Raw genomic sequence first — 16,220 nt, 5'->3', positions numbered from 1 at the left:
TGGCGAACAGGGATGACCCGTTCGCCACGCGCCTTTCGTTCCACAGGTGTAGCCGCTGGCATTACGGCGGCGTTTGAGATCTTCAGGAAAGGTACTCTATGGGCAAGGAAGCCACCCGCGTTCGTCGTCGTGAGCGCAAGAACATCGCCTCCGGCGTCGCGCACGTGAACTCGTCGTTCAACAACACGACCATCACCATCACCGACGCGCAGGGCAACACGATTGCCTGGTCTTCCGCCGGCACGATGGGCTTCAAGGGCTCGCGCAAGTCGACCCCGTACGCCGCGCAGGTTGCTGCCGAGGACGTGTCCAAGAAGGCGCAGGAGCACGGCATGCGCACGCTGGAAGTCGAAGTCGCAGGTCCCGGTTCGGGCCGCGAGTCGGCACTCCGCGCGCTTCAGGCCGCAGGCTTTACCGTCACCTCGATCCGCGACGTGACCACGATCCCGCATAACGGTTGCCGTCCCCGCAAGCGTCGGCGCGTTTGATCCCGAGTTGCGGGCGCATTGGCGCCCGCAATGACTTTTCTAAGAAGCCGCGGGAATGATCCGCGGCCTTTCTCCAACGCCAGTATTTGAGCTCTCAAATTGACTGGCCTGTATGGGTGAAACAGTGACGATCCAGAAAAATTGGCAAGAACTGATTCGACCGAACAAGCTCCAGGTCACGCCCGGCAGCGATTCGAACCGTTTCGCGACCATCGTCGCCGAGCCGCTCGAGCGCGGCTTCGGCCAGACGCTCGGCAACGCGCTGCGTCGCATCCTGCTCTCCTCGCTCCAGGGCGCGGCGGTGCAGTCGGTGCACATCGACGGCGTGCTGCACGAGTTCTCCTCGATCGCTGGCGTTCGTGAGGACGTCACCGACATCGTGCTCAACATCAAGGACATCTCGATCAAGATGCAGGGCGAAGGCCCCAAGCGCATGGTCGTGAAGAAGCAGGGCCCGGGCGTCGTCACCGCCGGCGACATCCAGACCGTCGGCGACGTCGTGGTGCTGAACCCGGATCTGCAGATCTGCACGCTCGACGAGGGCGCCGAGATCCGCATGGAGTTCACGGTCGCCACCGGCAAGGGCTACGTGCCCGCCGAGCGCAACCGCCCCGAGGACGCGCCGATCGGCCTGATCCCGGTCGACAGCCTGTACTCGCCGGTCCGCAAGGTCTCCTACAAGGTCGAGAACACCCGTGAGGGCCAGATCCTCGACTACGACAAGCTGACCATGACGATCGAGACCAACGGCGCGATCTCGCCGGATGATTCCGTGGCTTACGCCGCGCGCATCCTGCAGGATCAGCTCAACGTGTTCGTCAACTTCGAAGAGCCGCGCAAGGAAGTCGCCCAGGAGATCATCCCGGACCTCGCCTTCAACCCGGCCTTCCTCAAGAAGGTGGACGAGCTCGAGCTGTCGGTGCGTTCGGCCAACTGCTTGAAGAACGACAACATCGTCTACATCGGCGACCTCGTGCAGAAGAGCGAGGCGGAAATGCTCCGCACTCCGAACTTCGGCCGCAAGTCGCTGAACGAGATCAAGGAAGTGCTGGCCCAGATGGGTCTGCATCTCGGCATGGAAGTGCCGGGCTGGCCGCCGGAGAACATCGACGAGCTCGCCAAGCGCTTCGAGGATCACTACTGAGCGAGTTGGGAGTGGCGAATAGCGAATAGGGAAGATCATCCATTCGCCATTCGCTATTCGCTATTCGCGACCTAGGGCGAACGCAGGCAGCCCACCTGAGCAACATGTCCGACGAACCGTCGCGGCAGTTTTTACGTAAGGAATAGTCAAATGCGTCACGGCAAGGTTCATCGGAAGCTCAATCGCACTGCCGAGCATCGCCGCGCGATGTTCGCCAACATGTGCGCCGCGCTGATCAAGCACGAGCAGATCGTCACCACGCTGCCGAAGGCGAAGGAATTGCGCCCGATCGTCGAGAAGCTCGTCACCCTCGGCAAGAAGGGCGGGCTGGCCATGCGCCGCCAGGCCATCTCCGAGATGCGCGACAAGGACCAGGTCAAGAAGCTGTTCGACGTGCTGGCGCCTCGCTACAAGGACCGCCAGGGCGGCTACACCCGCATCATCAAGGCCGGCTTCCGCTACGGCGACAATGCCGCGATGGCCGTGATCGAGTTCGTCGATCGCGACGTCGATGCCAAGGGCCAGGATTCCGGTCCGGTGCAGGAAAAGGAAGCCGAGGCGGCGTAAGCCGATCGGTATTGAATTCAGAGAGCGGCGCCTTCGGGCGCCGCTTTTTTTGTTGGCCGTCGCCGATACCTTATCGGTGCTCGTCTCGTAGTCCCGGGTTTCGCCGTGGCGACGAGCCCGTGTCCTTCTCACGCGTGAGTGAGCGCCAATTGCGATCTCATGTCGAGCGCCCGATATCTCCACCGACATCGATGGAGATGAGACATGAAGATCGACCTTTCCGGAAAGACCGCCCTCGTGACCGGCTCGACTGCCGGCATCGGCCACGCCATCGCCAGAGGCCTAGCAGCCTCCGGCGCCAGTGTCGTGATCAATGGGCGCGGCCAGGACAAGGTCGATGCCGCCGTGCGCAAGCTGGAAGGGACGGGCGCGAAGGTGCGCGGTATCGCTGCCGACGTCTCGACCGCAGCGGGCTGCAAGTCGCTCGTTGCGGCGCTGCCCGAGGTCGACATCCTCATCAACAATGCCGGCATCTTCGAGCCCAAGGATTTCTTCGAGATTCCGGACGAGGACTGGAGTCGTTTCTTCGAGGTCAACGTCATGAGCGGCGTGCGGCTGTCGCGGGCCTACCTGAAGGGCATGCTCAAGCGCAATTGGGGCCGCATCGTCTTCATCTCATCGGAGTCCGGGCTCAACATTCCCGTCGAGATGATCCACTACGGCATGACCAAGACGGCCCAGCTCTCGGTCGCGCGCGGTCTGGCGCAGCTCACCCGCGGCACCGGCGTCACCATCAATTCCGTGCTGCCGGGCCCGACCATGTCGGAGGGCGTCGAGACCTTTGTGAAGGATCTCGCCAAGCAGAACGGCCAGTCGGTCGACGAGGCTGCGGCCAATTTCGTCAAGCAGCATCGCCCGAGCTCGCTGCTGCAACGCTTCGCCAGCGTCGACGAGATCGCCAACATGGTGGTCTATGTTGCGTCGAAGCAGGCGTCCGCGACCAACGGTGCGGCGCTGCGGGCCGAGGGCGGCATCGTCAACACCATCGCCTGAGCCGCGCATGACAGCCTATGTGATTTCCGAAGTCGAGATGCGCGATCCCGACGGGTTCGAAGCCTATCGTGTGCTCGCCGCAGAGACGATCGCGCAGTATGGCGGGCGTTATCTCGTCCGCGGTGGCAAGGCCGAGCTTGCCGAAGGCAACCTTCCAGCGAAGGCCATCGTCATCGTCGAATTCGCGTCGATGGCGCGGCTGAAGGAATGGTACGCCTCGCCGGAATATGCCGAGGCGCTGAAGCTGCGGCAGACGGCGCTGGAGCGGCGGCTGCTGTTCGTCGAGGGCGCGGCGGAAGCGTAGGAGCGGTAGGGTGGGCAATGCGACTTGTCCGCCGTAGCTCGAAGAGCGAAGGCGGAAGCGTGCCCACCACTCCTGTCCTCGTTGAGCGTTGGTGGGCACGGCGCAAGTGCGCCTTTGCCCACCCTACGAGGCCTTCGCCTACCATCCCTCCAGCACGATCTTGCCGCGCGACTTGCCGCTCTCAAGCAGCGCATGCGCGCGCTTGAGGTTGGCGGCGTTGATCGTGCCAAAAGTCTGGTCGAGCGTGGTGCGTAGCACGCCTTTGTCGACGAGGTCGGCGACGTCGTTCAGCAAATGATGCTGCGCGATCATGTCTGATGTCTGGAACGAGGAGCGCGTGAACATCGATTCCCAGTGCACCGAGATCGCTTTGCCCTTGAACGTGCTCATGGTGAATTCAGGGGGGTCGTCGATCAGGCCGAACCGGCCCTGCGGGGCCATGAACTCGGCGATCGCCTTGTAATGCTGATCGGTGAAGGTGAGGCTCGCCACCAGCGCGACCGGCGGCAGCTTCAATTTTTCGATCTGCTCCTTCATCGGCTTGCCGTGGTCGATCACCGCATGCGCGCCGAGATCGAGGCACCATTTCTGCGAGTCCGGCCGCGTCGCGGTGGCGAGCACCGTGAGGCCGGTGAGGCGGCGCGCGAGCTGGATCAGGATCGAGCCGACGCCGCCGGCGCCGCCCGTGATCAGCAGCGTGCGCGGATCGACGCTCTTCCCGGGCACCGCGCCGAGCCGATCGAACAGCAATTCCCACGCGGTGATGGAGGTGAGGGGAAGGGCAGCGGCTTGCGCGAACGACAGGCTCTTCGGCTTGTTGCCGACGATGCGTTCGTCGACCAAGTGGAATTCGGAATTGGTGCCCTGGCGCAGGATCGAGCCGGCGTAAAACACCTCGTCGCCCGGGTTGAACAGCGTGACTTCAGGCCCGACGGCGTCGACCACGCCGGCCGCGTCGTAGCCCAGGATCTTGGTCTCGCCCTCGGGCGGCGCTGCGCGCTTGCGTACCTTGTAATCGACCGGATTGGCCGAGATCGCCTTCACCGCGACGCGGATGTCGCGCCCTTTGGGCTCGGGTTTTGCGGTCTCGAAATCGATCAGCGCATCCTGATCCTCGATCGGGAGCGATTTCTTGTAGCCGACGGCCTTCATGGCTTGTCTCCATCAGATGGGGCGCAGCTTGGCATGGGCGCGCCTGACCTGCTAACTGTCGCGCTGGCTCCAATTTGGCAAGTACTGTAAATTCGGGGATATAGTCCCTGTTTGGATACTATTGGGAAAATACGCATGAAACGGCGCGATTTTGCCCGTCGCCCGGGCTGCTCGGTCGAGGCGACGCTGGATCTGATCGACGGCAAGTGGAAGGGCGTGATCCTCTACCATCTGCAGAGCGGCACCCAGCGTTTCGGCGAACTGCGCCGCCGGATGCCCGGCATCACCCAGCGCATGCTGACAAAGCAGCTGCGCGCGCTGGAGGAGGACAAGCTTGTCATCCGCAAGGTCTATGCCGAGGTGCCGCCGCGCGTCGAATATTGCCTCTCCGAGCTCGGCGAGAGCCTCAAACCGGTGATCGACATCCTGAAGGCCTGGGGCGAGAGCCACCAGCAGCGCCTGTCCTGCGCACCGGCGCCGACGGTCGTGAAGAAGCCGAAGCGCGCGGCGTGAGTTGGTCGTAAAGCTGGCGCCTCACTCTCGGTGTCATCCCCGCGAACGCGGGGATCCATAACCCCAGGAAGAAGTTGTAGCGCGAGCGGCCAACTCTGAGACTTCGCCAAACTACTCCCTGTGGTTATGGGTCCCGGGTTCGCGCTTGCGCGCGCCCCGGGACGACAGCGAGTTTAGAACGCGAACTGCGTGCGCATCGCGACCGCATCGAACTTCGAGCCGACATCTGCGGTTGAGATCGGCGAGGCTTGCCTCGACACCGTGCCGTGCAGATAGTCGAGCATGAAGCGGACGTTGCCGTTGACGTACCAGTTGAGCGCCAGCGTATAGACGGTCTGCCGTCCGCCGGCGATGCCGGTCGCCGTGCCCAACTGATTGTTGAGGTCGATCGTCGAGAAGCGCCCCGCGATCTCCCACGCACCCCAGCCGCCGCCGTCGAGCGAGAACGGATGCGCCGGCTTGACGCCGCTATAGGCCGCGTTCGCCGCGTTGTAGCTGCGGCCTTCCCCCGTCAACACGTAGCCGGCCTGCGCGTAGCCGCCCTGGAATTTCAGGCTGGGTGCGCCGACCAGCGGCACGCCGGTGTTGGCGGTCCGGTCGACATTGTACCAGAAGTACTCGCCTTGAACGATGAGCGGGCCGTAGGTCGCCGCGGCTTCGATGCTGTAGACCTGCGCACCCGAGGCATTGGCGATCGCGCCGGTCGAGATCAGCGTGGTGGGGTCGAGACGCAATTCCGGACGATCGCTGAGCGTGACGGTCTGCGTATTGGCAATGAGATTGCGCGGCGGCTGGATCAGCCACTGGGCGTCGGCGCCGATATGCACCGAATAGTCCTTGCCGCTGATCGGGTTGCCGGCAATGCGCGCCACAGCGCCGTATTGCTCGCTCGTGCCTGCCGGTGCCGCGCTGGAAGCCGAGTGGATCGCGCCGGTCGATGGCCCCGTGACGTAGCCGCCGATCCAGAGCTGGTCGTTGTACCACCGCGTACCGGCCGCGGAGCGGAAGTCGCCGGCGGCGATATTGGTCGCGATGATGCCGGCCGAGGCGCGCTCCATGAACATGATGTCGTTGGAGCTCGTGGCCTCATCGAGCGTGTAGGGCAGGTCCATGATGCCGGCTTCGATCGCCATCTTGCCGCCGAATGGCTTCAAGCCGGTGTAGCTGAGATAGGCGTTCTCGACGCCGGAGAGGCCGCCGCCCGGCAGTGATCCAGGGGCCGTGCCGCCAAAACCGTCGGACGTGCCGCCGAAATCGTAGACCAGCGCGAAGTTCCAGTCGTTGAAGAATTTGCCGGTGACGCCGATGCGCGCGCGGCGGACGTTCTGGCCGCTGTCGAGCTTCTGCGGCACGGTCGCTGCCGTGTTGGGACGATAGTCATAGCCGCCGACATCCCAGTGCAGGCGGCTGGTGATGGCGACGCAATTGGCCTGGTCCGCGGTGCAGATGGTCGGCCGGTTGTTCGGCATGGTCACGACGACGCCGGATGCCGGTGCCGGGCCCTTGACCGGGATCGCCGCGTTCGCGTTGGCCACGGCGACCTTCGCCTCCGACCGCGCTTCGGCCTTGGCCTCTGCCTTTGCTTCGGCTTTGGCTTTTGCCGCGGCCGCCGTGTTCGCCGCGGTCTGGCTCTGGAGCTTGTCGAGCTTCTGCTCCAGCATCTTCAGCTGCTGCTTGAGCAGCGCGATCTCCTGCTCGCTGCTGCTTGCTGATTGGGCCTGGGCCTGCGAGGCCGCCAACGCTCCGGCGAGGCCAATCGCCGTGGCTGCAATCCTTGTCCTGCTCACGTCATGACTCCATGGTTTGACCAATTCCCCAAGTCGTAGGCGGTGAGGCTAGGAACGATTGATGACTGCCCCGCGACGACGCGCATCGGTTGCCTGGTTCCCGGTGATGTAAATTCGCCGCAACCGAATCCACCGCGAGCAAGGATGCAAGATGATGCGTGTCATGCCAATCCACGAGGCAAGACAAATCGCCGTTCCGCACGCTTGGCTTGCAGGCCGTAGACGTCAGACCGAGGCCGAATATTGCCGCCCGGCGCCCTTCTATTGGGGGACGAACGCGCCTATATTCCGGCGTCTTTTCCAAGAGGTAGGAATGTTTCGATCGATCCGGACCGCCGTCGTCACGGCATTGTGCATAGGCTTTTCCGCCCACTTCAACCCGGCTGCTGCGCAGGACCGTCGGGTCCCGTCATCGCCGGCCGAGCTGCGGCTGTCCTATGCGCCGATCGTGCAGCGGGTGCAGCCGGCCGTGGTCAACGTCTATGCCGCCAAGGTGGTGCAGAACCGCAACCCGCTGCTGGACGATCCGATCTTCCGCCGCTTCTTCGGCGTGCCGGGCCAACAGCCCGAGCAGATGCAGCGCTCGCTCGGCTCCGGCGTCATCGTCGATGCGTCCGGCCTCGTCGTCACCAACGTCCACGTCATCGAGGGCGCGGACCAGGTGAAGGTGTCGCTGTCGGACAAGCGCGAGTTCGAGGCGGAGATCCTGCTGAAAGATACGCGCACCGATCTTGCCGTGCTGCGCCTGAAGGACACCAAGGAGAAATTCCCGACCCTCGATTTCACCAATTCCGACGAATTGCTGGTCGGCGACGTCGTGCTCGCGATCGGCAATCCCTTCGGCGTCGGCCAGACCGTGACTCACGGCATCATCTCGGCGCTGGCGCGCACGCAGGTCGGCATCACCGACTATCAGTTCTTCATCCAGACCGATGCGGCGATCAATCCCGGTAATTCCGGCGGCGCGCTGGTCGACATGGCCGGCAAGCTCGCGGGCATCAACACCGCGATCTATTCGCGCTCCGGCGGCTCGCAAGGCATCGGTTTCGCGATCCCTGCCAACATGGTGCGTGTCGTCGTCGCCTCCGCCAAGAGCGGCGGCAAGGCGGTGAAGCGTCCCTGGCTCGGGGCAAAATTGCAGGCGGTGACGCCCGAGATCGCCGAGAGCCTCGGCCTGCGTTCGCCGACCGGCGCGCTGGTCGCGAGCGTGGTGTCGAACGGCCCCGCCGCGAAGGCCGGCCTGAAGTCCTCCGATCTCATCACTGGGATCGATGGCCAGACCGTGGATGATCCCAACGCCTTCGACTATCGCTTCGCCACTCGTCCGCTCGGCGGCAGCGCGCAGATCGACGTGCAGCGCAGCGGCAAGCCGCTCAAGCTGACGGTGGCGCTGGAGACCGCGCCCGATACGGGACGTAACGAGCTCGTCGTCACCGCGCGTTCGCCGTTCCAGGGCGCGAAGGTCTCGACCATCACGCCGGCGGTCGCCGACGAGCTACATCTTGACGCCGACACCGAGGGTGTCGTGATCACCGATCTCGGCGGCGACAGTGCGGCCGCAAATGTCGGCTTCCAGAAGGGCGATATCATTCTGGCGGTCAACAACCAGAAGATCAGCAGGACCGGCGACCTCGAAAAGGCGGCCGGAGAGCGCCCGCGGATCTGGCGTATCACGCTGGTGCGCGGCGGCCAGCAGATCAACGTCACGCTGGGCGGATGAGTCCGAAGCGACCACAAACGCCAACGCTCTTTGCCGCGGCGGGGCTCGACCACGACGCTCCGCATCCGCTGCCGGACCGGTTGCGCCCGCGCGCGCTGTCGGAGGTCGTGGGCCAGGACCACATCCTCGGTCCCGACGGGGCGCTGACGCGCATGCTGGAGACGCGCACGCTGGGATCGCTGGTGTTCTGGGGCCCGCCCGGCACCGGCAAGACCACGGTGGCGCGGCTGCTGGCGGATGCGACCGACCTGCATTTCGAGCAGATCTCCGCGGTGTTCTCCGGCGTCGCCGACCTGAAGAAAGCTTTCGACGCCGCGCGCGCCCGCCGCGAGATGGGCAAGGGCACGCTGCTGTTCGTCGACGAGGTGCATCGCTTCAACCGCGCCCAGCAGGATTCGTTTCTGCCCGTGATGGAAGACGGCACCGTGGTGATGGTCGGCGCCACCACGGAGAATCCGTCCTTCGAGCTCAACGCGGCGTTGCTCTCTCGTGCGCGCGTCTTGGTGTTTCGCTCGCTCGATGCCGCCGCGATCGAAAAACTGTTTGCGCATGCCGAGGAGGTCGAAGGTCGCAAGCTGCCGCTCGATGCGGAAGCGCGCGCGGTGCTGGTGCGCATGGCCGATGGCGATGGCCGCGCCTCGCTGACGCTCGCCGAAGAGGCCTGGCGTTCGGCGCGGGCGGACGAGATCTTCAATGCCGCGCAGTTGCAGGAGATTTTGCAGCGCCGCGCGCCGATCTACGACAAATCGGCCGACGGCCATTACAATTTGATCTCGGCGCTGCATAAGTCGGTGCGCGGCTCCGATCCCGACGCCGCGCTGTATTACCTCGCGCGCATGCTCGATGCCGGTGAGGACCCGCTGTTCCTGGCCCGCCGCGTCGTGCGGATGGCGGTGGAGGACATCGGCCTTGCCGATCCGCAAGCGCTCGTCATCGCCAATGCGGCCAAGGACGCGTTCGATTTCCTCGGCCATCCCGAAGGCGAGCTCGCAATCGCGCAGGCCGTCGTCTATCTCGCCACCGCGCCGAAATCGAATGCGGTCTACACCGCCTTCGGCACGGCGATGCAGGTCGCCAAGCAGGCCGGCTCGCTGCTGCCGCCAAAGCACATCCTCAATTCGCCGACCAAGCTGATGAAGTCCGAAGGCTACGGCGCATCTTACGAATACGACCACGACGCCCCCGACGCCTTCTCCGGGCAGGACTACTTCCCGGAAGCCCTGGGCCGCCAAACGTTCTACGACCCGCCCGAGCGCGGCTTCGAGCGGGAGATCAGGAAGCGGCTGGATTATTGGGCCAAGCTGAGGAAGGAGCGGGGCGGCCCGCGCTAAAAACGGCCATTTCGCCGTGACGGGACCCGGCTTTTGGGGTACGCAGGCAACCATGAGCCGCCGCATCAAAAGAACCGATCCAAAGCCCCGCTCGCGCGACGAGCGCAAGGAATCCCGCCCGTTCAAGGCGCGTAGCGCGTCTAAGGCTGGACCGCGGCCGGGTGGCAAGCCCGGCGGCAGCAAGCCGCCGCGCTTTGCCGGCGAGCGCGCCGAGCGGCGCGCGCCGAAAGCCGAGCTGGAAAGGGCCGCGCCCGAAAAGCCCGTCGAGGCGCTGCTGCCGACCAAGGTGCAGACCGTCAAGGTGACCGCCGACGAGAACAACATGCGCGTCGATCGTTTCCTCGAGGCGCGCTTTCCCGGCCTGTCGTTCTCCCACATCCAGCGTGTCGTCCGCAAAGGCGAGCTGCGCGTCGACGGCAAGCGCGTCGACAGCAAGGACCGCCTGGAGGAGGGCCAGAGCGTCCGCATTCCGCCGCTCAAGCTCGACACGCCGAAGGGCGTCGGCGAGCTCTCGGAAGCTGCCCAGAAGACCCTCAAGGCGCTGAAGGAGATGACGATCTTTGAGGACGACGACGTCCTCGTCCTGAACAAGCCGGCCGGCCTTGCCGTGCAGGGCGGCTCGGGCATGACGCGGCACATCGACCAGATGCTGGAGGTGATGCGCGATTCCAAGGGCCAGAAGCCACGCCTGGTGCATCGTATCGACCGGGAGACGTCAGGCTGTCTGCTGGTCGCCAAGACGCGGTTTGCCGCTTCGCATCTGACCGGCGCGTTCCGCTCACGTTCGGCGCGAAAAGTCTATTGGGCGCTGGTGCCGGGCCTGCCGAAGCCGAAGCAGGGCCGCATCTCGACCTTCCTCGCCAAGGAGGAGAGCGAGGACGACACCATCATGCGCATCGCCCAGCATGGCGACGAGGGCGCCAGCCACGCGGTGACATATTACGCGGTGGTCGAGACCGCCGGCAACAAGCTGACCTGGGTGTCGCTGAAGCCGGTGACGGGACGCACCCATCAGCTGCGCGCCCACATGGAGCATATCGGCCATCCCATCGTCGGCGATTCCAAATATTTCAACATCGAGAACTGGCAGCTGCCGGGCGGCCTGCAAAACCGGCTGCATCTGCTGGCGCGCCGCATCGTCATTCCGCATCCGCGCGGCGGCGTGATCGACGCCACCGCGCCATTGCCGCCGCACATGCAGCAGTCGTGGAATCTGCTCGGGCTGGATGCAAGCCGGTTTGATCCAATCGAGAACGCGCCTGAAGAATAGCCGGGTTGAACGGGGGTGGTAGACCCACGACATATCCTCCATGACACGGCTCTCGATCTATCTTGTGCTGTTGGCCGCGCTATGTGTGGGGCAGGCCGCCCACGCGCAATACGTGCTGCCGGACGCTTCACGGCTCGCCCCACCGCTGCCTCAGCCGCCACCGCCGCCGAAGATCGAGGTGCCGCAGGTTCCGCAAGTCGACGCGCCGCCGCGCTACAACTACCAGCCGCTTCCGCGTAACTCGTTCAGCGATCGCGTCACAAAGTGCCTCGACGCCGCCGCAGCTGCGGGACTGGGCCCAGCCGATCGCGGCACTTACTCACGCGCTTGCGCGAACTAGCAGCACTCATGGTCGTGGCGAAGCCATGACGAGACAGATAATCTGACCGACGACAGGGACCGAAAAAACGATGCGCGAATTGTTCGAAGAAGCAGCAGGGCAACCCCCGCCTGACCCGCGGGAATCGGCGCGCGCGTCCGCGCGCCCGCCGCAGCGCAAGCGCTTCTACAAGGAGGCGAGCGCGACCGAAGCCGAAGGCGGTTTCGCCATCACGCTCGACGGCAAGCCGATCCGCACGCCCTCCGGCCGCCAGGTGGTGATTCCGTCGCGCGCGCTCGCCGATGCCGTGGCCGCGGAATGGGCGGCTCAGGGCGAGAGCATCGACCCCATGACCATGCCGCTGACGCGGATCGCCAACAGCGTGGTCGAGGGCGTTGTCGACCGCGTCGAACTGGTCAGCGACGACCTCGCGAAATATTTCGAGTCCGACTTGCTGTTCTATCGTGCCGGCCATCCCGAAGGGCTGGTCGCCCGCGAGGCCGCGCATTGGGATCCCGTGCTGTTCTGGGCCGCGGAGACGCTGGGCGCGCATTTCATCCTGTCCGAGGGCGTCATGCATGTGAAGCAGCCCGACGAGGCGGTCGAGGCCGCGCGCGCCGCGCTGCCGGGCGACGCCTGGTCGGTCGCCGCACTCCACGTGGTGACGACCCTGACCGGCTCGGCGCTGCTGGCGCTGGCGCTGGCTCATGGCGTGCGCGACGCCGGCCAGGTCTGGGCCGCCGCCCATGTCGATGAGGACTGGAACATCGACCAATGGGGCGCGGACGAGGAGGCCGCCAGCCGCCGGGCCACCCGTCTCAGGGATTTCGAGGCCGCCGTGGCGGTTCTGGCGGCGGCAAAGGCGTCCGCAGCCGAAGGTCCTTAACGAGAGGTTTACGACGGTGGCCTTAGGGTGTGGCCAGCGCTCCATGGGCCCCTGAGATGCCGACGCCGGTCACTTCCATCCTCCCCGTCAGTGCCGCCAGCCCCGTTGCTGATGCGACGACGCCCGACCTCGTGCTGCAGGCCGGCAGCGTCGTCGATGCCAGGGTCGTCAGCGTGATGGCCAACAATCTGGTGCGGATCGCGATCGCCAACCTTTCGATGGACGTGATGTCGGAGGTGGCGCTGACGCCGGGGCAGAATCTCCAGCTGGCGGTCTCGCAGAACGACGGCACGATCAGGCTCGCCGTGATGAACGGGGCAGGCGAGGCCACTGCCGATCAGATCACGCTGACGCCGCGTGCGGCTTCGCTCGTGGAAAGCCCGCCGCTGGCGCCATCCGCAGCCGCGACACGCAACACGCTGACGCCATTGGAGCAGGTCGCCGTCACCGCGGCCTCGGCCGAGGCCGCCACAAAACAAGGCAGCCAGGCGCCACTGTTCGCCAATCTGGCATCCGTCGTCACCGGCAGCGATCTGCCTGCGGGCTTGAAGCAGGCCGTGCTGGACGTGCTGGCGCAGCAGACGCCGCTCAGTCCCGGGCTCGATGGCGCCGATGTCGAAACCGCGTTCCAGAAATCCGGCTTGTTTTTCGAGGCTTCGCTGGCCGCGGGCGCGAGGCCGCCCGCCGGCACGACGCCCGACCTGAAGGCGGCGCTGCTGGTGCTGCGCCAGACGCTGACCACGCTCGAAACCGCCGCGCCACAGGGCGCTGCAACTCCCGCTGCGACGACAGGGACACCGCAGGTCGCCACTGCGCCTGCTCAGGCCGCAGGTGAGGCCGCGCAGTCCGCGTCCGCTTCCGGCCCCGAGATCGCGCAGACATTGCGCAGTGCCAATCTCGCGGCCGCGGTGCTGGCGGACGTTGCCGGCAACGCTCAGCAAGCCGCGATGCCGCGCACCATGTCCGCGGGGCTTGCCGCGAGCCTCCTGCAGGAGGTCACGAAAAACCTGCCGCGCCTGACCGGCAACGTGCCCGGCTCGAACAAAGCCGTGCCCGACGGCCACATCTTCGAAGCAGCCGCACGTGCGACGCCACCGCCGTTCCGTGGTGCATTGCCCTCGCCGCAGGCGATTGCCTCGCCCTCGCTCGTGCCGGACACGCCGCTGTCCGCAACCGTGCATCGCCTGCTCGACGACACCGATGCCGCCATCGCGCGGCAGACATTGTTGCAGGTCGCTTCGCTCCCGGATCGCACCAACGCCAGTGGCCACCGCATCGACCCGGCAATGCCGCAGTGGAATTTCGAGATTCCCTTTGCAACGCCGCAGGGCACCGCGATGGCACAGTTCGAGATTTCGCGCGATGGCGCTGGCGAATCCGCCGATGCCGCCAAGCGCGCCTGGCGCGCGCGCTTCTCGCTTAACGTCGAGCCGGCCGGCCCTGTGCACGCGCTGATCACGCTGAACGGCGACATGACTTTCGTGCGGATGTGGGCGGAGCGGCCGGCGACGGTGCAGCAGCTGCGCGCTGGCATCGGCGAGCTCAATCAGGCGCTGACGCGGGCCGAGCTCAGGCCCGGCGACATTCTGGTCCGCGAGGGCACGCCGCCGCAGCCGGCAGCGGCCCGCGCCGGCCACTTCCTGGATCGGGCGACATGAGCGACCCATCCAAGCTCGCCATCGCGCTGCATTACGAAAAGGGTACCAACGCGCCCGTGGTCGTCGCCAAGGGCAAGGGCACGATCGGCGAGAAGATCGTCGAGATCGCCAGGGCTCACGACATCCCGATCGAGGAGAACGAGGTTTTGGCCGGCGCGCTGTCCAAGGTCGAGCTCGGCGAGGAGATCCCGCCGGACCTTTACAAGGCCGTCGCCGAAGTGCTGGTGTTCGTGCTGCGGCTGTCGGGCCGGGGGCGGTAGAGCATGATCTGTCATCGTTTCACCATGGAGCGGCGGCATGGTCGCGATCACTTTCATCGCTTGACGGACATCGATCTTGCTCACCCGCCGCTCCACTCTCGGCCTTCTCGCCGCATCTGCCATCCTGCCATCGCGCGCGCTCGCCCATGTCGCGCCGCCGCGCAACGAGATCCGCGATAGCCTCGCAAAGCGCTTCACCGACGTCGGCACATCAGGCACCTTCGTCGGCTACAAGGTGGAGGACTATCTGGTCGTCGCCAGCGACAAGGAGCGCTCCGGCGAGGGCAAGCTGCCGGCCTCGACCTTCAAGATTCCGAACTCGCTGATCGCGCTGGAGACGGGCGTCGTCACTCACCCCGACAAGGACGTGTTTGCCTGGGATGGCGTGAAGCGTCCGATCGAGGCCTGGAACAAGGATCACACGCTGCGTAGCGCGATCGCGGTCAGCGCAGTGCCGGTCTATCAGGAGATTGCGCGCCGGATCGGGCAGGAGCGCATGCAGAGATATGTCGACGAGTTCGACTACGGCAATCGCGACATCGGCGGCGGCATCGACCAGTTCTGGCTCACCGGGAATTTGCGCATCGACCCGGTCGAGCAGATCGATTTCGTCGACCGGCTGCGGCGCCGCGCGTTGCCGGTCAGCAAGCGCAGCCAGGATCTGGTCGCCGACATCCTGCCGGTGACCAAGGTCGGCGACAGCGTCATTCGCGCCAAATCCGGCCTGCTGGGCGCCGAGCGCGGCGAGCCATCGCTCGGCTGGATGGTGGGCTGGGCCGAGAAGGGCGAGACGCACACGGTGTTCGCGCTCAACATGGATTGCAAGGAGCCGCGACTCGTCAGCGAGCGCATGACACTGACGCAAGCCTGCCTTACCGAGATCGGCGCGATCTAGCCTGTGAGTGGTGCAATCGTTCTCGTCGAGCGCAGCCGCCGTAGGGTGGGCAAAGGCGCGTAGCGCCGTGCCCACGATCTTTATGCCGTAAGCGACGATTCGTGGGCACGCTACGCTTTGCCCACCCTACGGCACCGGTGCAGGCCGAGATGCCTCTCACCCCAACTTGAACAACACCTGCAAAAACTCCTCCACCGCCTTGCGCGACTCGGCAGCCGTCTTCGGATTGCCGCCGACATGCGGGTTGAGCTCGACGTAGGCAGGGGCGACCGCCTCAGGCGGTGTCGCTCTTCTTCGCCGTCAGCGCCTGGTCGATCGCAAAGCCGCCGATCTCGCTCATCGCCTGCGAGATCACGTCGCCCTTGCGGGCAAACCCGGCGGAGAGGAAATCGAACTGCGTCCGCGCCAGCCGCAGCACCTCGATCGGCACGGAGACCGCGGTCGCGTTGAAGCTGTCGACGGAGGCACGCAAGCTGTCCAGCTCGGTCGTGAGCTTGCCGATATGGCTCTCGGCATTCTGCATCACGCCGATCAGCTTGCCGCGCTCGGCATCGAAGGCGGCGCGCTCGGCGGCGGCTGCTGCGGTGACCTCGGCAAGCTGCGCCCGCAGCACCTCGATCTGGCCGACCATGGCATCGGAGGCGAGATCGGCGGCCTCGCGCAGCTCGGCGTTACGCGTGCTCGCATCCAACTGCTCATGATAGAGCCGCTCGGCCGACATGGCCCGCTGCGCCAGCGACTCGATCAGGCTTGCGGCGCGCAGCAGCATCTCGCCGTTCCGCCCCGACACCATGCTGGCCATCCGCCGCAGGAAGTCGATGGTTTGGGACGACGAGTTCGGCGGCAGGGGGACGACCGTCGCGGACATCTCAGTGATGCATGCGTGATGCTCGAGCCAAGGCGTAATGACCGCCGCCGTACCAACTGAGCTCA

General features: G+C 65.6%; 17 protein-coding genes and 1 pseudogene. 14 read left to right on the top strand and 4 right to left on the bottom strand.

The genetic code is table 11. The annotated features are described in order from the left end of the window. Positions 1–98: 98 nt before the first annotated feature. The 5 genes from rpsK to BM190_RS25790 all read left to right on the top strand — a co-directional run bounded on the left by rpsK (position 99) and on the right by BM190_RS25790 (position 3,496). Positions 99–488, top strand: coding sequence for a 30S ribosomal protein S11 (gene rpsK / locus BM190_RS25810; protein WP_007603045.1), 390 nt, complete (start codon positions 99–101; stop codon positions 486–488). 112 nt (positions 489–600) lie between these two features. Further along, positions 601–1,632 carry a DNA-directed RNA polymerase subunit alpha gene (locus tag BM190_RS25805; RefSeq protein WP_008136316.1) on the top strand — a complete coding sequence of 344 codons (1,032 nt, stop codon included), beginning with the start codon at positions 601–603 and terminating at the stop codon, positions 1,630–1,632. 150 nt (positions 1,633–1,782) lie between these two features. Beyond that, on the top strand, positions 1,783–2,199 hold the full coding sequence (rplQ, locus tag BM190_RS25800; protein WP_018322277.1) for a 50S ribosomal protein L17: 417 nt from the start codon (positions 1,783–1,785) through the stop codon (positions 2,197–2,199). 204 nt (positions 2,200–2,403) lie between these two features. Next, positions 2,404–3,192 (top strand): SDR family NAD(P)-dependent oxidoreductase, encoded by a 789-nt coding sequence (locus tag BM190_RS25795; protein ID WP_092260212.1) that lies wholly within the window; start codon positions 2,404–2,406, stop codon positions 3,190–3,192. A 7-nt stretch (positions 3,193–3,199) separates the two neighbouring features. Continuing rightward, complete coding sequence (locus tag BM190_RS25790; protein WP_092260210.1) at positions 3,200–3,496, top strand: DUF1330 domain-containing protein; 297 nt, start codon at positions 3,200–3,202, stop codon at positions 3,494–3,496. A 138-nt stretch (positions 3,497–3,634) separates the two neighbouring features. Here the strand turns inward: BM190_RS25790 and BM190_RS25785 are convergent, their stop codons facing one another. Further along, a complete protein-coding gene (locus BM190_RS25785; RefSeq protein ID WP_092260208.1) occupies positions 3,635–4,648 on the bottom strand; it encodes a zinc-binding alcohol dehydrogenase family protein in 1,014 nt (337 codons plus the stop codon). Between the two features lie 135 nt (positions 4,649–4,783). On the opposite strand from BM190_RS25785, the gene BM190_RS25780 reads away from it, so the two are divergent. Next, positions 4,784–5,161, top strand: a complete 378-nt coding sequence (locus BM190_RS25780; protein ID WP_092260206.1) for a winged helix-turn-helix transcriptional regulator — start codon at positions 4,784–4,786, stop codon at positions 5,159–5,161. Between the two features lie 173 nt (positions 5,162–5,334). Here the strand turns inward: BM190_RS25780 and BM190_RS25775 are convergent, their stop codons facing one another. Then, entirely contained in the window at positions 5,335–6,948 is a 1,614-nt protein-coding gene (locus tag BM190_RS25775) for an OprO/OprP family phosphate-selective porin (RefSeq protein ID WP_092260204.1), read from the bottom strand. Positions 6,949–7,261: 313 nt separating this feature from the next. On the opposite strand from BM190_RS25775, the gene BM190_RS25770 reads away from it, so the two are divergent. The 8 genes from BM190_RS25770 (at position 7,262) to blaOXA (ending at position 15,287) form a co-directional block, all read left to right on the top strand. Further along, on the top strand, positions 7,262–8,668 hold the full coding sequence (locus BM190_RS25770) for a DegQ family serine endoprotease (protein ID WP_018322283.1): 1,407 nt from the start codon (positions 7,262–7,264) through the stop codon (positions 8,666–8,668). Then, positions 8,665–9,999: a replication-associated recombination protein A gene (locus BM190_RS25765; protein ID WP_092260202.1), complete on the top strand. Its 1,335-nt coding sequence runs from the start codon at positions 8,665–8,667 to the stop codon at positions 9,997–9,999. The genes BM190_RS25770 and BM190_RS25765 overlap by 4 nt, the downstream gene beginning before the upstream one ends. Before the next feature lie 52 nt (positions 10,000–10,051). Beyond that, positions 10,052–11,269: an RluA family pseudouridine synthase gene (locus BM190_RS25760; RefSeq protein ID WP_092260199.1), complete on the top strand. Its 1,218-nt coding sequence runs from the start codon at positions 10,052–10,054 to the stop codon at positions 11,267–11,269. A gap of 40 nt (positions 11,270–11,309) precedes the next feature. Further along, complete coding sequence (locus BM190_RS25755; protein WP_092260197.1) at positions 11,310–11,609, top strand: hypothetical protein; 300 nt, start codon at positions 11,310–11,312, stop codon at positions 11,607–11,609. 70 nt (positions 11,610–11,679) lie between these two features. Beyond that, a complete protein-coding gene (locus BM190_RS25750; protein ID WP_092260195.1) occupies positions 11,680–12,474 on the top strand; it encodes an ATP12 family chaperone protein in 795 nt (264 codons plus the stop codon). Between the two features lie 56 nt (positions 12,475–12,530). Continuing rightward, on the top strand, positions 12,531–14,132 hold the full coding sequence (gene fliK, locus BM190_RS25745) for a flagellar hook-length control protein FliK (RefSeq protein WP_177237289.1): 1,602 nt from the start codon (positions 12,531–12,533) through the stop codon (positions 14,130–14,132). After that, positions 14,129–14,392 (top strand): EscU/YscU/HrcU family type III secretion system export apparatus switch protein, encoded by a 264-nt coding sequence (locus BM190_RS25740; protein WP_018322289.1) that lies wholly within the window; start codon positions 14,129–14,131, stop codon positions 14,390–14,392. The genes fliK and BM190_RS25740 overlap by 4 nt, the downstream gene beginning before the upstream one ends. Before the next feature lie 76 nt (positions 14,393–14,468). Beyond that, positions 14,469–15,287, top strand: a complete 819-nt coding sequence (gene blaOXA, locus BM190_RS25735) for a class D beta-lactamase (RefSeq protein ID WP_092260193.1) — start codon at positions 14,469–14,471, stop codon at positions 15,285–15,287. Between the two features lie 156 nt (positions 15,288–15,443). Here the strand turns inward: blaOXA and BM190_RS41210 are convergent. Beyond that, positions 15,444–15,548 (bottom strand): annotated as a pseudogene (locus BM190_RS41210) (dienelactone hydrolase family protein); the annotation flags it as partial. Positions 15,549–15,561: 13 nt separating this feature from the next. Continuing rightward, entirely contained in the window at positions 15,562–16,155 is a 594-nt protein-coding gene (locus tag BM190_RS25730; RefSeq protein WP_177237288.1) for a hypothetical protein, read from the bottom strand. Positions 16,156–16,220: the final 65 nt, after the last annotated feature.

This window comes from Bradyrhizobium sp. Rc3b, from assembly GCF_900114915.1.
Taxonomy (GTDB): domain Bacteria; phylum Pseudomonadota; class Alphaproteobacteria; order Rhizobiales; family Xanthobacteraceae; genus Bradyrhizobium.
The sequence above is the reverse complement of the archived record's forward strand: the minus strand, read 5'-3'. Positions and strand labels throughout refer to the sequence as shown.

What these genes read in the sequence shown, in the direction of transcription:
- rpsK (WP_007603045.1), top strand. Translation starts at nt 99, where the DNA reads ATGGGCAAGGAAGCCACCCGCGTTCGTCGTCGTGAGCGCAAGAACATC.
- BM190_RS25805 (WP_008136316.1), top strand. Translation starts at nt 601, where the DNA reads ATGGGTGAAACAGTGACGATCCAGAAAAATTGGCAAGAACTGATTCGA.
- rplQ (WP_018322277.1), top strand. Translation starts at nt 1,783, where the DNA reads ATGCGTCACGGCAAGGTTCATCGGAAGCTCAATCGCACTGCCGAGCAT.
- BM190_RS25795 (WP_092260212.1), top strand. Translation starts at nt 2,404, where the DNA reads ATGAAGATCGACCTTTCCGGAAAGACCGCCCTCGTGACCGGCTCGACT.
- BM190_RS25790 (WP_092260210.1), top strand. Translation starts at nt 3,200, where the DNA reads ATGACAGCCTATGTGATTTCCGAAGTCGAGATGCGCGATCCCGACGGG.
- BM190_RS25785 (WP_092260208.1), bottom strand. Translation starts at nt 4,648, where the DNA reads ATGAAGGCCGTCGGCTACAAGAAATCGCTCCCGATCGAGGATCAGGAT.
- BM190_RS25780 (WP_092260206.1), top strand. Translation starts at nt 4,784, where the DNA reads ATGAAACGGCGCGATTTTGCCCGTCGCCCGGGCTGCTCGGTCGAGGCG.
- BM190_RS25770 (WP_018322283.1), top strand. Translation starts at nt 7,262, where the DNA reads ATGTTTCGATCGATCCGGACCGCCGTCGTCACGGCATTGTGCATAGGC.
- BM190_RS25765 (WP_092260202.1), top strand. Translation starts at nt 8,665, where the DNA reads ATGAGTCCGAAGCGACCACAAACGCCAACGCTCTTTGCCGCGGCGGGG.
- BM190_RS25760 (WP_092260199.1), top strand. Translation starts at nt 10,052, where the DNA reads ATGAGCCGCCGCATCAAAAGAACCGATCCAAAGCCCCGCTCGCGCGAC.
- BM190_RS25755 (WP_092260197.1), top strand. Translation starts at nt 11,310, where the DNA reads ATGACACGGCTCTCGATCTATCTTGTGCTGTTGGCCGCGCTATGTGTG.
- BM190_RS25750 (WP_092260195.1), top strand. Translation starts at nt 11,680, where the DNA reads ATGCGCGAATTGTTCGAAGAAGCAGCAGGGCAACCCCCGCCTGACCCG.
- fliK (WP_177237289.1), top strand. Translation starts at nt 12,531, where the DNA reads ATGCCGACGCCGGTCACTTCCATCCTCCCCGTCAGTGCCGCCAGCCCC.
- BM190_RS25740 (WP_018322289.1), top strand. Translation starts at nt 14,129, where the DNA reads ATGAGCGACCCATCCAAGCTCGCCATCGCGCTGCATTACGAAAAGGGT.
- BM190_RS25730 (WP_177237288.1), bottom strand. Translation starts at nt 16,155, where the DNA reads ATGTCCGCGACGGTCGTCCCCCTGCCGCCGAACTCGTCGTCCCAAACC.